The organism is Gordonia spumicola (assembly GCF_009932475.1).
GTDB lineage: Bacteria > Actinomycetota > Actinomycetes > Mycobacteriales > Mycobacteriaceae > Gordonia > Gordonia spumicola.
This window is the reverse complement of record NZ_BJOV01000005.1, coordinates 676,008-693,487: the sequence shown is the minus strand read 5'-3', so window position 1 is coordinate 693,487 and position 17,480 is coordinate 676,008. Positions and strand designations below refer to the sequence as shown.

20 protein-coding genes are annotated in these 17,480 nt (G+C 68.5%); 2 read left to right on the top strand and 18 right to left on the bottom strand.

Features of this window, described 5'->3' with window-relative positions:
• Positions 1-15: 15 nt before the first annotated feature.
• The 6 genes from GYB83_RS14495 to rpsB all read right to left on the bottom strand — a co-directional run bounded on the left by GYB83_RS14495 (position 16) and on the right by rpsB (position 5,585).
• Positions 16-1,515, bottom strand: a complete 1,500-nt coding sequence (locus tag GYB83_RS14495) for a basic amino acid/polyamine antiporter (protein ID WP_161896141.1) — start codon at positions 1,513-1,515, stop codon at positions 16-18.
• A gap of 45 nt (positions 1,516-1,560) precedes the next feature.
• Complete coding sequence (locus GYB83_RS14490; RefSeq protein ID WP_161896140.1) at positions 1,561-2,394, bottom strand: phosphatidate cytidylyltransferase; 834 nt, start codon at positions 2,392-2,394, stop codon at positions 1,561-1,563.
• Positions 2,391-2,948 (bottom strand): ribosome recycling factor, encoded by a 558-nt coding sequence (gene frr, locus GYB83_RS14485; RefSeq protein WP_161896139.1) that lies wholly within the window; start codon positions 2,946-2,948, stop codon positions 2,391-2,393. The genes GYB83_RS14490 and frr overlap by 4 nt, the downstream gene beginning before the upstream one ends.
• A 50-nt stretch (positions 2,949-2,998) precedes the next feature.
• On the bottom strand, positions 2,999-3,736 hold the full coding sequence (gene pyrH, locus GYB83_RS14480) for a UMP kinase (RefSeq protein ID WP_161896138.1): 738 nt from the start codon (positions 3,734-3,736) through the stop codon (positions 2,999-3,001).
• 120 nt (positions 3,737-3,856) lie between these two features.
• Complete coding sequence (tsf, locus tag GYB83_RS14475; protein ID WP_161896137.1) at positions 3,857-4,681, bottom strand: translation elongation factor Ts; 825 nt, start codon at positions 4,679-4,681, stop codon at positions 3,857-3,859.
• 67 nt (positions 4,682-4,748) lie between these two features.
• Positions 4,749-5,585, bottom strand: coding sequence for a 30S ribosomal protein S2 (gene rpsB, locus GYB83_RS14470; RefSeq protein ID WP_161896136.1), 837 nt, complete (start codon positions 5,583-5,585; stop codon positions 4,749-4,751).
• A 287-nt stretch (positions 5,586-5,872) separates the two neighbouring features.
• Between rpsB and GYB83_RS14465 the strand changes: the two genes are divergently transcribed.
• Positions 5,873-6,427, top strand: coding sequence for a M23 family metallopeptidase (locus GYB83_RS14465; protein ID WP_161896135.1), 555 nt, complete (start codon positions 5,873-5,875; stop codon positions 6,425-6,427).
• Here GYB83_RS14465 and GYB83_RS14460 read toward each other — a convergent pair.
• The 4 genes from GYB83_RS14460 to GYB83_RS14445 form a co-directional block, all read right to left on the bottom strand.
• On the bottom strand, positions 6,375-7,259 hold the full coding sequence (locus GYB83_RS14460) for a tyrosine recombinase XerC (RefSeq protein ID WP_161896134.1): 885 nt from the start codon (positions 7,257-7,259) through the stop codon (positions 6,375-6,377). The genes GYB83_RS14465 and GYB83_RS14460 overlap by 53 nt on opposite strands.
• A gap of 4 nt (positions 7,260-7,263) precedes the next feature.
• Complete coding sequence (locus GYB83_RS14455) at positions 7,264-7,824, bottom strand: TetR/AcrR family transcriptional regulator (protein ID WP_161896133.1); 561 nt, start codon at positions 7,822-7,824, stop codon at positions 7,264-7,266.
• A 28-nt stretch (positions 7,825-7,852) separates the two neighbouring features.
• Positions 7,853-9,055 carry an MFS transporter gene (locus GYB83_RS14450; protein WP_161896132.1) on the bottom strand — a complete coding sequence of 401 codons (1,203 nt, stop codon included), beginning with the start codon at positions 9,053-9,055 and terminating at the stop codon, positions 7,853-7,855.
• Between the two features lie 77 nt (positions 9,056-9,132).
• Positions 9,133-9,918, bottom strand: coding sequence for a siderophore-interacting protein (locus tag GYB83_RS14445; protein ID WP_161896131.1), 786 nt, complete (start codon positions 9,916-9,918; stop codon positions 9,133-9,135).
• Between the two features lie 102 nt (positions 9,919-10,020).
• On the opposite strand from GYB83_RS14445, the gene GYB83_RS14440 reads away from it, so the two are divergent.
• Complete coding sequence (locus tag GYB83_RS14440) at positions 10,021-10,698, top strand: DUF6891 domain-containing protein (protein ID WP_161896130.1); 678 nt, start codon at positions 10,021-10,023, stop codon at positions 10,696-10,698.
• An 8-nt stretch (positions 10,699-10,706) separates the two neighbouring features.
• On the opposite strand, the gene dprA is transcribed toward GYB83_RS14440, so the two are convergent.
• From dprA to GYB83_RS14400, 8 genes are all read right to left on the bottom strand, one after another.
• A complete protein-coding gene (dprA, locus tag GYB83_RS14435) occupies positions 10,707-11,840 on the bottom strand; it encodes a DNA-processing protein DprA (protein WP_161896129.1) in 1,134 nt (377 codons plus the stop codon).
• Entirely contained in the window at positions 11,837-13,363 is a 1,527-nt protein-coding gene (locus GYB83_RS14430; protein WP_161896128.1) for a YifB family Mg chelatase-like AAA ATPase, read from the bottom strand. Before GYB83_RS14430 ends, dprA begins: the two co-directional genes overlap by 4 nt.
• Entirely contained in the window at positions 13,360-13,755 is a 396-nt protein-coding gene (locus GYB83_RS14425; protein ID WP_161896127.1) for a YraN family protein, read from the bottom strand. Before GYB83_RS14425 ends, GYB83_RS14430 begins: the two co-directional genes overlap by 4 nt.
• A 122-nt stretch (positions 13,756-13,877) precedes the next feature.
• Positions 13,878-14,189, bottom strand: coding sequence for a DUF2469 domain-containing protein (locus tag GYB83_RS14420; RefSeq protein WP_161896126.1), 312 nt, complete (start codon positions 14,187-14,189; stop codon positions 13,878-13,880).
• The gene (locus GYB83_RS14415; protein ID WP_161896125.1) at positions 14,189-14,848 is read right to left on the bottom strand and encodes a ribonuclease HII; all 660 of its coding nucleotides are present in this window, start codon (positions 14,846-14,848) and stop codon (positions 14,189-14,191) included. The genes GYB83_RS14420 and GYB83_RS14415 overlap by 1 nt, the downstream gene beginning before the upstream one ends.
• The gene (gene lepB, locus GYB83_RS14410) at positions 14,848-15,672 is read right to left on the bottom strand and encodes a signal peptidase I (RefSeq protein ID WP_161896124.1); all 825 of its coding nucleotides are present in this window, start codon (positions 15,670-15,672) and stop codon (positions 14,848-14,850) included. Before lepB ends, GYB83_RS14415 begins: the two co-directional genes overlap by 1 nt.
• Before the next feature lie 97 nt (positions 15,673-15,769).
• Positions 15,770-16,111 carry a 50S ribosomal protein L19 gene (rplS, locus tag GYB83_RS14405; RefSeq protein WP_161896123.1) on the bottom strand — a complete coding sequence of 114 codons (342 nt, stop codon included), beginning with the start codon at positions 16,109-16,111 and terminating at the stop codon, positions 15,770-15,772.
• Between the two features lie 184 nt (positions 16,112-16,295).
• Positions 16,296-17,441 (bottom strand): hypothetical protein, encoded by a 1,146-nt coding sequence (locus tag GYB83_RS14400; RefSeq protein WP_161896122.1) that lies wholly within the window; start codon positions 17,439-17,441, stop codon positions 16,296-16,298.
• Between the last annotated feature and the right edge of the window lie 39 nt (positions 17,442-17,480).

The window sequence follows — 17,480 nt, the reverse complement described above, 5'->3', positions numbered from 1 at the left end:
CGGGAGGCCTCTCGTTCAATCTGATTCGTGGACGACCGAATAGCGGTCGGGTTCGGGATGATGATCGATCTCGTCGACGCCCGTCGCGAGCAGCACGACTCCTGCGACACCGCCCGCGACGATCACCGCGAACAGCACGGCCTCGAACGGGCGGAACACCTTGAGTCCCTTCTCGCGCCGCGCGATGACGAACAGGACGGTTCCGAGCGCGTACAGGCTGCACGCGAGCAGCAGTTTGTCCAGACCCGCCGCGACCACGAGGAACGCCGTGTACAGGACCGCGAGCGAGGCGATGATCATGTCCTTGGTGCGGTCCCGCCCGTCCTCGTACGTGTCGCGGGTGATCACCAGGCGCAGCCCGTAGGCGGCGACGAGGAGATACGGGACGAGCGCGAGGGCCGCGGTCAGGTCGAGCATGAAGTCGAGCGCGTCGTCGACGAACAGCAGCCAGATCAGCAGCAGCTGCACAAAACCCGAGGCCATGACGAGCGCCGTGATGGGCGCGCCCTTCGCGTTCGTCTTCTTGAGGAACGCGGGCATGTCGCTGGCCTGTGCGGGGATGTAGAGGATCTCCGCCGCCATCAGCGTCCACGCGAGGTAGGCGCCGAGGACGGAGACGATCACACCGATGCGGATGAACACCGATCCCCAGTCGCCGACGAGGTGCGCCAGCACCGACGCGACGGACGGCTGGTCGACCGCGGCCAGGTCGCCCTGTGTCATCGATCCGTACGACACCAGCGTGACCAGGGCGAACACACCGAGGACTCCGATGAATCCGAGGACGGTCGCGCGACCGACGTCCTCGCGCTTGCGGGCGTACCGGGAGTACATGCTCGCACCTTCGATGCCCATGAACACGAACACGGTGATCAGCATCGTGCCGGTGATCTGATCCCACAGGCTGCCGACGTCGATGCCGTTGCCGCCCGCGAAGTTGTCGGCGAAGTACCCGGTGTCGAACATGACGATCGCGAGGACGATGAAGACGACGAGCGGCACCACTTTCGCGATGGTCGCGATGCGGTTGATGATCGCGGCCTGCTGCACGCCCCGGCTGATCAGGAGGAAGAACAGCCACACGCCGATCGACGACAGTCCGACCGACAGGAGCGTGGCACCGTCGCCGAGTTCGGGGAACAGTGCGCTCGTGGTCGCCATGATGAGAACCCAGTACGACGTGTTGCCCGCGCACGCCGACGCCCAGAATCCGAACGCCGAGTTGAAGCCGACGTAGTCGCCGAATCCGTCCTTCGCATACGCGTACACGCCTGCGTCGAGTTCCGGTTTGCGGGTTGCGAGCCGCTGGAAGACGAGGGCGAGCATCAGCATGCCGCCGCCCGCGATCGTCCAGGCGATGATCGCGCCGAGGACACCGGTCTCGGTGGCGAATCGTCGCGGGAGCAGGAAGACGCCCGACCCGATCATCGATCCGACGACCATCGCGGTCAGCGTCGGTAGGCTGACCTTCGCCGCACCGGTCTCCGCGACGGGGGCCGATTCATGTTGTGCCACTTGCCGATCCCCGATCTGTGTGTCCGATGTGACGTCGCAACGCTACTACATCAGCAGCGTGAGCACCGCCCAGGTAACGAACGCAGACGGCAGAAGCGAGTCCAAGCGGTCCATGATACCGCCGTGACCGGGCAGGAGCGTGCCCATGTCCTTGATGCCGAGGTCCCTCTTGAACTGCGACTCCACCAGGTCGCCCGTGGTCGCCACGATGACCAGGAGCGGCCCGAGGGCCAGGCCGACCCACCAGTGGGTGTCCAGGAGCCAGATCGCGCAACACACGGCGCCCGCGGTCGCGAACACGAGCGAACCGCCGAGGCCTTCCCACGACTTCTTCGGGCTGATCGCCGGAGCCATCGGATGCTTGCCGAACAGCACGCCCGCGGCGTAGCCGCCGACGTCCGAGCACACGACGACGATGATCAGCGTGAACACCCGGTAGCGGCCGTCGTCGTGACGGACCATCTCGGTCGCGAACATCGCCAACGTCGGCAGCCACGCGAGGACGAGCACCGACAGGGACAGGTCGCGCAGATAGTTCTCCGGCGCGGCCTTGAGCCCCTGCGCGAAGAGCTTCCACACCATCATCACCAGCACGGTGATCACGAATGCGACAAGCGATCCGGCGATGCCCCACGGCCACGACGCCCAGATCACGCCCTGCCCGCCGACGAGCAGCGGGACCGTCGCCACGTCGTAGCCGCCGTCACGGAGCCGTTTGCACACCTCCCAGGTGGCGATGGCGAGTGCGACGCCGACGACGCCGTAGAAGGCCGTCGGCACCAGTGCCAACACCGCGATGAGCATCGCGCCGAGCCCGACGCCCACTCCGATCGCGGCGGGCAGATTACGTCCGGCCTTGGACGTCGACGGAGTCGTCATACTTCGAGCAGCTCGGCTTCCTTGTTCTTCACCGCGACGTCGACGGCGTCGGTGTAGGTGTGCGTCGTCTTGTCGAGTTCCTTCTCGGCACGGACCACCTCGTCCTCACCGGCCTCGCCGTCCTTCTGGATGCGCTTGAGCTCGTCGGCGGCCTTGCGTCGCACGTTGCGGATCGCGACCTTGGCGTCCTCGCCCTTGTTGCGGGCCTGCTTGACGAGTTCCTTGCGGCGTTCCTCGGTGAGCTGCGGGATCGCCACACGGATGACGTTGCCGTCGTTCGTCGGGTTGACACCGAGGTCGGAGTTGCGGATCGCCGTCTCGATCTCGTTCATCGTCGACGCCTCGTACGGCTTGATGACGACCAGACGCGGTTCGGGCGTGTTGATGCTCGCTACCTGCGTGATCGGGGTCCGCGCGCCGTAGTACTCGATGGCGACCTTGTTGAACATCGCCGGGTTGGCACGACCGGTGCGGATGGACGCCATGTCGTCGCGGACGTGAGCGACGGCCTTCTCCATCTTCTCTTCGGCGTCGAGCAGAGCTTCGTCGATCATGGTCGAATCGTTCCTTCGTCGAAAGTTGGGGTGTGGTCTGATCTCGTCGGCTAGCTGCTGACGAGGGTGCCGATCTTCTCGCCCGCGACCGCACGTGCGATATTGCCTCGTTCGAGCAGGTTGAACACGAGAATCGGCATGTTGTTGTCCATGCACAGGCTGAACGCGGTCGCGTCGGCGACCTTCAGCTCCTTCTCGATGGCCTCGCGGTGCGTGATGTGCTCGTACATGGTCGCGTCCGGGTTGACCCTCGGGTCGTCCGAGTAGACGCCGTCGACGGCCTTCGCCATGAGCACGGCCTCGGCCTTGATCTCCAGCGCCCGCTGCGCGGCCGTGGTGTCGGTCGAGAAGTACGGCATGCCCATGCCCGCGCCGAAGATGACGACGCGGCCCTTCTCCAGGTGACGGACCGCGCGCAGCGGCAGGTACGGCTCGGCGACCTGTCCCATGGTGATGGCCGTCTGGACGCGGGTGGTGACGCCCCGCTTCTCCAGGAAGTCCTGCAGGGCCAGGCAGTTCATGACGGTCCCGAGCATGCCCATGTAGTCCGAGCGTGAGCGGTCGAGTCCGCGCTGCTGCAGTTCGGCTCCACGGAAGAAGTTGCCGCCGCCGATCACGATGCCGACCTGGACGCCCGATTCGACGACCTCCGCGATCTGATCGGCGACCATCGCCACCACGTCGGGATCCAAGCCGACTCCGCCGCCGCCGAACATCTCACCGCCCAGCTTGAGCAGCACCCTGCCGAAGCCCTCGCGTCCGTTCTCGATCACACCGGCGTCGCTCATCTTTTCCTTCGCTGACAAGAGTGGACACAATCTTCTCCATCTTAGGGCACGACGAATCCGGCCCCGGACTCCGCTGAGATTCAGCGGAGTCCGGGGCCGGAGGTCGTGGGGGTCAGTCCTCTAGGACTGGCCGACCTCGAAGCGCGAGAACGCGACGACGGCGGCGCCCGCCTCGTCGAGGATCGCCTTCACGGTCTTCTTGGAGTCGGTGACCGACGCCTGGTCCACGAGGACGACGTCCTTGTAGAAGCCGTTGACGCGGCCTTCGACGATCTTCGGCAGAGCCTGCTCCGGCTTGCCTTCGGCCTTCGCGGTCTCCTCGGCGACGTGGCGCTCCGACTCGACGAGCTCGGCGGGGACCTCGTCGCGGCTGGCGTACTTGGCCTTGAGCGCGGCGACCTGCATCGCGGCGCCGCGAGCGGCCTCCGCGGCAGCCTCGCCGTCACCGGTGAACTGGACGAGGACGCCGACACTCGGCGGCAGGTCCGACGCACGCTTGTGCAGGTACACGGCGACGTTGCCGTCGTATGCGGCGACGCGACGCAGGACCAGCTTCTCGCCGATCTTGGCCGACAGGCCCTCGACGGCGTCGGCGACGGTGCCGTCGCCGAGCGGTGCCGCGAGCAGCGCGTCGACGTCGTTCGAACGCAGCGCGATGGCCGCACCGAGCACGTCGTCGGCGAGCTTCTGGAACTCGTCGTTCTTGGCGACGAAGTCCGTCTCGCTGTTGATCTCGATCATGACGCCGTCACGAGCGGCGACCAGGCCCTCGGCGGTGGAACGCTCGGCGCGCTTGCCGACGTCCTTGGCGCCCTTGATACGGAGCTCTTCGACAGCCTTGTCGAAGTCACCGTCGTTGTTGGCCAGCGCGTTCTTGCATGCGAGCATGCCCGAACCGGTCAGTTCGCGCAGACGCTTCACGTCCGCAGCGGTGTAGTTCGCCATCGAGGCGAGCCTCCTTCGTAGGATTTTCGTCGGTCGGTGTGCGGCGGGGGGTCACCCCGCCGCAGCCTTATTCTGCGGCAGGAGCTGCGGCAGCGTCGGCCGAAGCCTCGGCGGGCGCGGCCTCGACCGGCGCGGTCGCCTCGGCGAGCAGATCCTGCTCCCACTCGGCGAGCGGCTCGGCGCCTGCTTCGGGCTTGGCGTCCGCCGAGCCCTGGCCCGCACGTGCCTGCACGCCTTCGGCGACCGCCGAGGCGATGACGCGGGTGAGCAGAGCGGCGCTGCGGATGGCGTCGTCGTTGGCCGGGATCGGGTAGTCGACGACGTCGGGATCGCAGTTGGTGTCCAGGATCGCGATGACCGGGATGTTCAGCTTGCGAGCCTCACCGACGGCGATGTGCTCCTTGTTGGTGTCGACGACCCACACGGCCGAGGGGACCTTCGCCATGTCGCGGATGCCGCCGAGCGTGCGCTCCAGCTTGTTCTTCTCACGCGTGAGCATGAGGATTTCCTTCTTGGTGCGACCCTCGAAGCCACCGGTCTGCTCCATGGCCTCGAGTTCCTTCATACGCTGAAGGCGCTTGTGGACGGTCTGGAAGTTGGTGAGCATGCCACCGAGCCAGCGCTGGTTCACGTACGGCATGCCGACGCGGGTCGCCTCTGCGGCGATCGACTCCTGCGCCTGCTTCTTGGTGCCGACGAAGAGGATGGTGCCGCCGTGGGCGACGGTCTCCTTGACGAACTCGTAGGCGCGGTCGATGAACGACAGCGTCTGCTGCAGGTCGATGATGTAGATGCCGTTGCGGTCGGTGAAGATGAATCGCTTCATCTTCGGGTTCCAGCGACGGGTCTGGTGTCCGAAGTGTGCGCCGCTGTCCAGCAGCTGCTTCATGGTCACGACAGCCATGAATGTGTCCTCTCTCGCAGTTCGACGTCGACCCCGCCTTTGGGGACCGACCCTGGCGCCCGCCGCCTGGATAGAGCACCCGGACTGCTCTGTGATCCGGGACCGCGCTCTACGGCACTTCGTCTCCCCTCGCGGGGCTCCACGCGGGCGCGCGAAGTCACCCGGGACATGCCCGAGTGCGTCGGTCAGACTACTCCGATCCTTTTCGACCAGGCAAATCCCGGCCTGCCGACGCCCGCGACGGCGGGTCGTGGAACCGCCGTCAGACGCGGTGCGTCTGACCTTGTATGAGAGGACGTCGGATCGTCGGCAGCGTGGCCGCCGCCACCCTGCTCGGCGTGGCCGCCGCCCCGCAGGCCGCGTCGCGCGGCCAGACGCGGTACGACTGGCCGTTGGCGCCCCGCCCATCGGTCGCCCGCGGGTTCGATCCGCCCGAGCACCACTGGGAGTCCGGCCATCGCGGCGTCGACCTGGCATCGCCCGCGGATGCGGCGGTACTGGCGGCCCGATCGGGAACAGTCCAGTTCGCGGGCCCCGTCGGGGGTCGGCCGGTGGTCTCGATCCGGCACGCCGACGGAGTCACCACAACCTACGAGCCCGTCACACCGCGGGTGCGCCGGGGCGATTCGGTTGGCCGCGGCGAAGTGATCGGCGTCCTCGTCGCGGGCCATCCCGGCTGCCCGACCGCTACGTGCCTGCACTGGGGTGCTCGACGCGGTGGCGGCCATGACGCGGACTACCTGAATCCCCTCGGGCTGCTGGGAGTCCTGCGCGTGCGGCTGAAACCTCTCACGCCCGCGGATGCGCCTGGTCGTGCACCGCCCGCAGCCGCTCCACGCTGACGTGTGTGTACAGCTGGGTGGTCGCGAGCGACGAGTGTCCGAGAAGCTCCTGGACCACGCGGAGGTCGGCTCCCCCTTCCAGGAGATGGGTCGCCGCACTGTGCCGCAGTCCGTGCGGTCCGATCGATCCGCCGTCGCCGTCGTCGGTGGCCCGATGCACGACGGTCCGCGCCATCCGCTGATCGAGCCGCCCGCCCTTGACGCCGAGGAGCAGCGCGTCGTTCGACGCGGCGGTCGCCAACGCGGGTCTGCCGTGACGCAACCAGTCGGTCAGCGCCTTGTCCGCGGGGACTCCGTACGGGACGGTCCGCTGTTTGTCGCCCTTGCCGATCACTCGGATCACCCGGCGGCCGGGCTCGACGTCGCCGAGGTCGAGCCCGCACAGTTCGCCGACCCGGATGCCGCACGAGTACAGCAGTTCGACGATCAGCCGGTCGCGGAGGGCGACGGGATCCGTCGGGTCGGCGGGTTCGACGATCGCGGCTGCCGCCTCCTCCGGGGCGAGGACGTGCGGAAGGGTTCGATGCGACTTCGGCGCCTGCAGGCGCTGTGCCGGATTCGACGCGAGGATCCCCTCACGCACCGCCCACGTGCTGAACGTCTTCACCGACGACACCTGCCGCGCGATGCTCGTGCGGGCCGCTCCCCGCCTGGTCTGCTCGGCGAGCCAGGCCCGCAGGAGCGGCAGGTCGATCGCCGTCAGCTCCACGCCCCTGGCCCCGGCGAAGGAGATCAGTCCCCGCACGTCGCCGAGATAGGCGCGGATCGTGTGTTCGCTCCGACCCATCTCGTATCGCAGGTGCTCTGCGAACCTCTCGAGGACGTCGGACATGAGTTCAGTATCGCAGGAAGGCCGACGCGGACGCGGCGATCGTGTCCGGATCGCCGCGCCAGTCGTGCGCGAGCACTCGATACACCACGGGGCCGACGAGTTCGGCGGTCACCTGGTCGTCGACCTTCCGGTGAAACTCTCCCCGATCGCGCAGCCTGTTCAGCACCGCGGCCGCCGCGTCGCCCAGGACGTCGACGGAGCCGAGCAGTTCGGCGACCGCCCCGTCGTGCTGCGCCTCGCCCAAGAGGGCCCGATACGCGAGACCGGCGTCCGAGGTGGTGAGAAACGCGACGAGCGCGGTCAGGAACGTCACCACGTCGTCGTGCGGCGTCGCCTGCGGCTCGGTCCGGAGTTCGCTCTCGGCATCGGAGCGGCTCGCCTCGAGAAGGATCTCCGCCTTCGACTGCCACCACCGGTAGATGGTCTGGCGGCCGACGCCCGCACGCTCCGCTATGCCCTTCATGGTCATCTTCGCGTAGCCGCCTTCGACGAGGAGGTCGTCGGCCGCGTGCAGAACCGCCAGGCGCGCCTCTTCACTTCGAGGGCGCCCGGCGGTTCTGGTCATGATCGCCACCGTAGCAGCAGCCGCCAGGTCAGCCGACCGCCTCGAACACCGACGACGAGCGCTTGACGCCCACCGCTTCGACGAGTCCGATCGCGGCGGAGACCAGTGCGACCACGCAGGCGAAGACGAGCCCGGACGTCCGGAGGCCGACGCCGGTCGACAGCGCACCGACACCGATCGCGGGGACGGCGAGCATCAGGTACAGGCCCGCGAAGTACGAGGACGAGACCTCCCCACGGCGAGCGGGTTCAACCACTTCGACGGTCGTGGCGAGTCCCGCGTTGACGCAGAGCCCTCCGGACACGCCGGACACGACGGCAGCCAGGATCAACGCGGTGAGCGAGACGGCGCCCAGAGCGACACCGAGGATCACCGCACCGACGGCCAGGCCGCCGCATCCGACGGCCATCGCACGTCGCGGGGCGAAGCGGCGTGCGGCGATCTGCCCCACGGCCATTCCGGCGAAGACCAGGCAGACGACGAACCCGGCGAGCGCATGGCTCGACATGCCGATGTGCTGGACGAGGAAGAGCGCGGAGACCGCGGTCAGGACGCCCGCGACGGCGAAGGCCGATCCGCCCGCGAGCACCGCGCGGACGAACGCGCCGCGGATCGATGACGGGACGCGCAGCTTTCGGGGCCGGATGCGCAGCGGGCCCGCGACCGCGGGTGCAGGCGCGAACCGCCAGACGGCGCAGAACGCGAGGACGCAGACGCCGAGGTGAACGGCGAACGGAACGACCAGTGGCGCCGACGAGAGGTCGGCGACGATCCCGGCGAACAGGGTGCCGGCCGCGAGTCCTCCCGTGTTCACGCCGACGGCGAGTGCGCCTCCGACGGCTCGGCGTTCCGCCGGGAAGAGGTCGACGATCGCCGCGGTGGCGGCGCCGCTCATCAGTCCGGCGCCGAGCCCGGAGACGATGCGCGCCGCGAACAGCATCGGCAACGACTGCGGGAGCAGAAACAGGACCGCGCTGGCGCCTGCGCACGCGAGCGCGGCCAACAGCACAGGTTTGCGACCGATCTCGTCGGACAGCCTCCCGAACGCGGTGAGTGCGGCGACGACGCCGATTGCGTAGACCGCGAACAAGAGCGTCACCGTGAGGCCGGTGAAGCCCAGTCGACCGGCGTAGATCGAGTAGAGCGGGGTGGGGACGGTGGTGCCCGCCATCGTGACGAGCAGTGCGGACGCCGTCGCGACGACGGCTCCGCGGGAATTCGAGGAAATCATGCCAACTCCAATATCGAGACAATGTGACTCGATATTGAGGCTAGCACGATTTCAAGACATCATGTACCGAAATGTGATCAGCTCGACGCTTCGGCCTGACGCTGCTCGGCCTTCCACTGACGGAAGCCCTCCTCCGTGCGCCCGCGTCGCCAGTACCCGGAGATCGACGCCGCCCGCTTCGCGCCGACCCCCCGCTCCTTGCGGACGTACGGGCGCAGGTTCTTCATCACGGCCTGCGCTTCGCCGTGGATGAACACCTGCGGCTCGCCGTCGAGCCACTCGGCGGCCTTGACCGCGGCGATGATGGGGGCGTTGTCGCCCGCGAGCTCCTCCGGAGCCTCGTTCGATCCGGAGCCGCGGTGCACCCAGGTGATGTCGGCACCCGCGGGCGCGGCGAGTTCCATCTCGTCTCCCGGCCCGGCCACCTCGATGAACACCTTCGCGACCGCGTCTGCCGGGAGTGCCTCGAGCGCCGCGGCGAGGGCAGGCAGGCCCGCCTCGTCGGACACCAGCAGGTGCCACGGCGCATCGACGTCCGGCGCGTACCCGCTTCCGGGACCGAGAAAGGTGACAGTCTCCCCCGGCCGCACGGATGCGGCCCACGGACCGGCGATGCCCTCGTCTCCGTGAACCACGAAGTCGATGGCGATCTCTCGCGCCCGCTCGTCGTTGTGACGGACGGTGTACGTGCGCAGCACGGGATCGTCCTGGCCGTCGACGGCGAACATGATCTTGACGTACATGTCGGTGTCGCCGGTCGCCAGGAAGTCGTCGTAGCCGTCGCCGCCGAGCCACACCCGCCGCATGTGCGGGGTCAGATCCTCCGACCGCAGGACCGTCATCGTGTTCTGTCGCTTCGCCATGAAGCACCTCCAAAGATCAATGAGAACTAATTTAGGACAGCCTAACAAACAGATCTGACGGCCGGCCGACGATCGTCGGCCGCCTGGTGTACAACGAGGACTATGAGCGTCGACTTCTACAGTGCCCCGCCAACGTACTCCGTGCCAGCCGACTGGAAGCTGTCCGACGACGACCGCGAGTACCTGACCGATCAGACGTGGCAGCTCGTCCTCCGCGCCACCGACGACGTCGAGGAGTACCTCGAACTCTTCGAGGAGGAGTTGGACACCGCGGGCGTCTCGGAGGAGACGGCGACCGACTTCTTCGAATCGGTGATCGACCAGCGTCGCAAGCAGCAGGCGTCGTGGGGAGGCGCCCCGAAGTCCCGCCTCACCGAGGCCTTCGACGAACTCGCGACCATCGGCGTCGTAGCTCGTGAGGACTTCACGTGCTGCGGGACCTGTGGCAGTGCCGAGATCTTCGATGAACGCGACGACTCCCGCGAGTGGCGGGGCTACGTCTTTTACCACTCGCAGGACACCGACGGCATCTTCGACAACAGGCAGACGTACGTCGGCTACGGCGCGTTCCTCCCCGCCTACTTCACCGAGGAGCAGTGGGTCGCGTTCTCCGACGCGGAGAAGGACACCCAGTACGAACGGATCGTGCGGGACCTCATGTCCGAGGTACGTACCGTGCTCGAACGCCACGACATCGCGGTGGAGTGGTCAGGCGACCTCGCGGTGCGGATCCGACTCGACAACGTCGACTACGTGGCGATGATGCCGACCGCGAGCTGAGCGGGCGGTCACCTCCGCAGCCGCCACAGGCCGCGGTCCTCGTCGACCAGGCCCGCGACGTCCAGCCCGGCGAGTGCACGTCGCACCGCATCGGACCGCAGCCCGGCGCTGAAGGCGATCTCGTCGATCGAGACGCCGTCGTGGGCCGGAATCGCCTCGATCACCCGGAACTGATCCCGCGGCAGGCCGTCGGTGGACCGCATCGGAGCGGGCCCGCGGGGGTCCTCGCCGTCGGGTGCGACGAGGGACGCCACCGCGTCGACGTCGGCGACGAGCGTCGCCTGCCCGTCGGCGATCATCGCGTGCGTCCCGACCGACGTCGCGCTCGTGATCGACCCGGGCACCGCTCCGAGCGGACGCCCGAGTCGAGTCGCCCAGGCCGCGGTGTTCGTCGCACCCGAGCGACGTCCCGCCTCCACGACGATCGTCGCACCCGAGAGGGCCGCCACCAGCCTGTTCCGGGTGAGGAATCGATGCTTGGCCGCTGTCGTGCCGGGCGGGTACTCCGAGATCACGAGCCCGCGCACGCCGATCTCCTCCAGGAGTCTGGCGTGGCCGCTCGGGTAGGCGCGGTCGATGCCGCATGCGAGGACCGCGACGGTGAGTCCGCCCGCGGCCAACGAACCCCGGTGGGCCGCGCCGTCGATCCCGTAGGCTCCGCCCGACACGACGGCCCGTCCCTGGGCCGCGAGACCGGAGGCGAACCGCCCGGCCACGTACTCGCCGTACGACGTCGCCGCCCGCGAGCCGACGAGTGCGACGGCCGCGTCGCCGAGCGCCCCGAGAGGCGCCGGACCGCGGACCCACAGGGCCAGCGGTCTCCCGCCGCGCGCCGCCGTGGTCGCCCGGTCCAACGCCGACAGCGGCCACGCGGGCCAATCGTCGTCGGCCGGAGTGAGCAGACGTACGCCGAGTCGATCGCAGGTCGCCAGGTCGGCGTCGACGGTGTCCGTCGCATACCGGGGTTCGGTGGCACCGAGTACGGCCGAATGGCCCCGCGGGACCGACCGCGACGCGATCGCATCCGCCGCGTCGACCGGGCCGATCGCGTCGACGAGAGCGATCACGGCCGCCGACGGCGGTTCCGCGACACCCGCGAGGTACGTCCACGCCCGGCGTTCGCGCTCGTCCGCGTCGCTCATCTGCCGCTCCCCCGATCTCGGTACATGAGCGCCTGCACGACGTCGTCCACGTCGGGCGACGTCCCGCCGCGCAGGTCGGTCAACGTCCACGCCAGACGCAATGCACGGTCGGCGCCGCGCGCGGTGATCCGTCCCTCGCGCAGGAACGATTCGATCGGTTTCATCGCCTCCGGCGCGAGCCGGAACCGCCGCCGCAGGGCACTGCCCGGAACCTCGGTGTTGGTCATCCATCCGTGGTCACGCCAGCGGTCGCGCGCCGCCTCGCGCGCCTGAGCCACTCGGGCCCCGACGACCGCACTCGACTCCCCTTGCTCGGTCATCAGCGCGGTGTCGCCGGGCGGCTCCATCTGCACGCGGATGTCGATGCGATCCATCAGCGGCCCCGACAGCTTGCCGAGGTACCGACGCCTGACGATGGACGTGCACACGCAGTCGACGTCGTTGACCGGCGCACAGGGGCACGGATTCGCGGACAAGATCAACTGGAACCGAGCCGGGTACACCGCGGTCCCGTCACGTCGCGCCACGCGTACCGTCCCGTCCTCGAGCGGCTGACGTAGCGAGTCGAGCACCTTCGAACCCATCTCCGCGCACTCGTCGAGGAACAGCACACCGCGGTGGGCCCGCGACACCGCGCCCGGTCGTGCCATCCCCGTCCCTCCGCCGAGCAACGCCGTGATGCTCGCACTGTGATGCGGTGCGACGAACGGCGGCGTGACGACGAGCGGCCGATGGGCAGGCAGGATCCCGGCGACCGAGTGGATCGCGGTCACCTCGAGCGACTCCGAGTGCGACAGCCGCGGCAGTATCCCGGGCAGTCGACACGCGAGCATCGTCTTGCCGATCCCGGGCGGGCCGGTCATCAGAATGTGGTGGGCGCCCGCCGCCGCGACCTCGAGCGCGTGCCGTGCGGCGGGCTGACCCACGACGTCGGTCATGTCCGGAACCGACGACGGCTCCGGAGTGCGTCCACCGTCGTGCACGGTGTCGAGGACGAGGTTCCCGGCGAGCCAGGCGACGACGTCGGACAGCGAGTCCGCTCCGCCGACCTCGATGCCGTCGACGAGAACGGCTTCGGCGACGTTCTCGGTCGGCACCACCGCCCGCGTGAAACCCGCGTCCCGGGCGCCGAGGAGCAGAGGAAGCACCCCTCGGGTGGACCGGAGTCGGCCGTCGAGCGCCAGTTCACCGATCATCACGGTGCCCGACAGCAGCGTGGTGAGCGCCTGGCCGGTCGCGACGAGCACCGCGACGGCCATCGCGAGGTCGAACCCCGCTCCCGACTTCGGGAGATTCGCCGGAGCCAACGCGACGGTGACCTGCTTCTCCGGGAACTTCAAGCCGCTGTTGTTGACGGCCGCGCGCACCCGCTCTTTGGCCTCCTTCAGCGATGTGTCCGCGCTTCCGCTGATCCGGAAGCCAGGCAGTCCGCTGCTGATGTTGGCCTGGATCTCGACGACGTCCGCGGCGAACGCGTTCAGCCCGACCGAGTGGACTCGCCCCAGATCGGTGACGACACTCATTCGACGATCCCCGTGTGATGCGACAGCGTCGCCCGTTCCAGGTCTTCTGGATCGGCGATGTCGAGTTGGATCGCGACGATGTCGAACCGGATGACCGGCCAGAACTCGCCCTGCTCGGCGAGCCACTGCCTGGTGACCAGACGCATCGTCCGCAACTTCTGCGGAGTGACGGCCGCCGCCGGATCGGCGAATGTGCGACTGGCACGCGTCTTCACTTCGACGACGACCAGCGTCGTCCCGTCCGCGGCGATCAGGTCGAGTTCGCCGTACCGCGTCCGCCAGTTGCGAGCGAGAATCCGCCACCCGAGTCGGCCGACGTAGTCGGCGGCGACGTCCTCACCGAGTCGACCTATTTGTCCGCGCCGGTCCCGGCGCCCTGCGTTGTCCCCCATGCGCCGAGCGTGCTCCGCACCGCCGACGAAATCCAGACCGATTCACCCGGAGAGCCGGATCTGTGGATGACGGGCGATTCATCCACAGATCCACCTGGGCGAATGCGCGCCGCCGGTGCCGATCAGGGCTCGTCGGGCAGACGCAGCTCGGACCGTTCGAGCTCTTCGATGTTGACGTCCTTGAACGTGACGACGCGGACCTGCTTGACGAAACGGGCGGGCCGGTACATGTCCCACACCCACGCGTCGGTCATGTGGATCTCGAAGTACACTTCGCCGTCGTTGCTCCGCGGGATGAGATCGACGCCGTTCGCGAGGTAGAAACGGCGCTCGGTCTCCACCACGTAGGTGAACTGTCCGACGATGTCCTTGTACTCCTTGTACAGAGACAGCTCCATCTCGGCTTCGTACTTCTCGAGATCCTCAGCGCTCATCATGCAAGCCTATCGCGGACGTTCCGGTACGAGAGTCGGTGCTCCTCCGACGGGCCGAGCGCATCGAGTCGCGACATGTGATGCGCGGTGCTGTAGCCCTTGTGAACTGCGAAGTCATAGCCGGGGACGGTCTGGTCGAGGCCGACCATGATCCGGTCGCGCGTCACCTTGGCAAGGATCGACGCGGCCGCGATGCACGCCGCGTTGGCGTCGCCGCCGATCACCGGAAGCGAAGGTGCGGCGAGCCCCGGCACGTGGAACCCGTCGGACAGCACGTAGCCAGGGGCCACCGACAGTCCGGCGACGGCACGGCGCATGCCCTCGATGTTGGCGACGTGCACGCCGAGCCTGTCCACCTCGGGTGCGTCGATCACCACCACGCAGCTCGCGACCGCATGCCGCTGCACGGCGCCGAAGAGACGCTCCCGCGTCGACTCGCTCAACCGTTTCGAGTCGTCCAGATCGGCGAGCGACTTCAGCTGCGACGTCCCGAGAACGCACGCGGCCACCACCAGCGGTCCGGCGCACGCGCCGCGACCGGCCTCGTCGACGCCCGCCACCGGCCCCAGGCGGTGCCGCGCCAACGTGAACTCGAGGGTCCGCAACGACGCCGCCTTGCGGACCGGCGATCGAGGCGGCCACCGATCGGTTCGTGTCATCAGCCCTGCGGGTTCACCGCGCCGACACCGCCGATCCGCGAGAACGGGTAGATCACGAAGCGGACCTTGCCGCGGATGTCGGAGATCGGGACGGTGCCGTGGAGTTCGTCATCGATGTGCGCGCGCGAGTCCGCGGAGTTGGACCGGTTGTCGCCCATCACCCAGACGTTGCCGTCCGGGACCTTGATCGGGCCGAAATCGGGGCCGTAGCAGCTGCCTCCGCCGAGCGCGCCACCCGTCTCGGCGTTCGTGTCCACCTGCATGGTCTTGTCGATGTACGGCTCGTTCAGGGCCTTCCCGTCGACCGTGACGCCCTTCCCGTCGGCGTTGTGGCACGCGACCGTCTGACCGCCGGTCGCGATCACCCGCTTGACGAGGTTGTTCTCGTCGGGAGGCGACAGCGCGAACCACGACAGAACGTCCTGCAGCTTGTGGACCACCGGATTGGACGACCGCGGCGACACCCAGTTGTCGTCCCACGAACTCGTCGGAGACTTGAACACCACCACGTCGCCCGGCTCGGGGTCACTGAACCGGTAGACCAGCTTGTCGACGACGATGCGGTCGTTGCTGCAGCCGGTGCAACCCGTCAGCGTCGGCTCCATCGACTCCGACGGCACCACGTACTGCCGGAAGAAGAACTGGGCGAAGATGAACATCAGGCCGAGCACGATGATGACGATGATCGCCAGCTCGCGCAGGAAACGGCCCTTCTTCTTCGGCTCACCGTCCTCGTTCTCGTCCCTGATGACGAACGTCGGCTCGTCTGCTGCATCACCGGAGGCGGGAGTGTTCTCGTCACCGGTCGTCTTGTCGTGGTCCACCCCGACAGACTAATGCAGAACGGCCCCGGTCCGATCCACCGCATGTGCGGGAACCAGGCCGGGGCCGGTACGCGAAAGGTCGCCCGGAGGCGTTACCTCAGCGCTTCTCCTTGATCTTGGCCGCCTTGCCGCGGAGGTCGCGCAGGTAGTACAGCTTGGCGCGACGGACGTCACCGCGGGTGAGGACGTCGATCTTCGCGATGTTCGGGCTGTGGACCGGGAAGGTACGCTCCACACCGACGCCGAACGAGACCTTGCGGACGGTGAAGGTCTCACCGATGCCGCCGCCCTGGCGACGGATCACGGCGCCCTTGAACACCTGGATGCGCTCCTTCGAGCCCTCGATCACCTTGACGTGAACGTCGAGGGTGTCGCCGGGAGCGAATTCGGGGATGTCGTCGCGCAGCGACTGCTTGTCGAGGAAGTCGAGGGTGTTCATGGTCAGTCCGTTCGTTCGGCAGGACAGAGGAACCTGGCGGCCCGATCCGCGCTGCCGCGGAGGGTTCGACCGGTTCGTGCCCGAATCATTGGTCTTCGTGCGCTGCGCAGCCGGGAACCCCGACCGAGACAGGCAACCTGAAACATTCTGCCAGACGACGGGCCCGCAGCGAAATCGACGCCGGTCACTCCTCGCGCTCGGGTTCACCCGCGTCGTCGTCGACGATCGGGTCGACGGGGAGCGCGAGGACCGCGGGCGTGACCAGGGGCTGTTCGCCGAGGAGCAGTTCGCCTTCGGACCTGGATCGGAGGTACGGGGACGGCCCACGCGACTTCTCATCCCTCGACTTCGTCGCACCCGCGCCGACCGGCGTTCCGCCCGTCGCCCCACGCTGCGCGGTGGAAGCCGTCGTCCCCACCGTCGGCGACGCACCGAGAGGTGTGGTGAACGGCCGGACCGTCGATGGGCTCGGCGATCCGGCCCGCGGCGAGCCGAGGGTCGACGCCGTCGTCGAGCCGAGCGTCCCGCGTCCGGTGGACGTGCCGACCGGAGCGATACCCGCGGGCCGGAGCGTCGACGGGGTGCCCCGCGAGGCGGGCGCCGCCGGGCCGGACGGACCCGACCCGGTCCTCCCGGCCGGGGTGACCGTCGGTGACGTGCCTGTCGACGGAGTACGCGCGACGGCCGCGGGTGTCGTGGTCGACGCCGCGGCCGGCGTCGTCGTCGCGGACGGCTTCGGTGTTTCCGGTGTGCGAGTGTTCTGCGGTGCGAGCCCCACCGGGGTGTCACCGGCACGGTTCGCCGTGGACGGATCGGCCGTCGTCCTGGTCAGGTCGCCCGCACCGTTGCTTCCCGTCGCCGCGGAGACCGGCCCACCGGCATTCGTCCCCCCGTCTCCCGCGGACGACGCCTGGACGTCGATCGCCATCGGATGGTTGTAGGTGCCGACCATCGCGAGGTTGATCGTCGCAACGAGAGTCGAGACCAGCGCCGGATCGCCGGTATGGGCCATCGGCGCGAGCGACGCGATCCGCGGTCGCACGGCGTGGCTGGCCGTCAGGACGGCGGCGGCTCTGCCGAGCGCACCCGCGGCCGGTGCGAGTCCCCCGGCGGCTATCCCGATCCGACTCGCCAACGCCTGCCCCGCGTCCGAGGAGCCCTCCGCTGCCCACCCGGCGAGTTGGCCGCCGGGCGCGAACGCCGTGCGCAGTCGGTCGGCGACAGCCTGCGCACGCGCGGCGATACGCGCTATCTCTGCCGCGTCGGCCGACGCCGCACCCGGATCCATCGAGTCGATACGGGCGAGCGTCTCCATGATGTCGGTCCACACGGTTCCCACATAAGGTCAGACGCAGCGAGCCGGAAAACG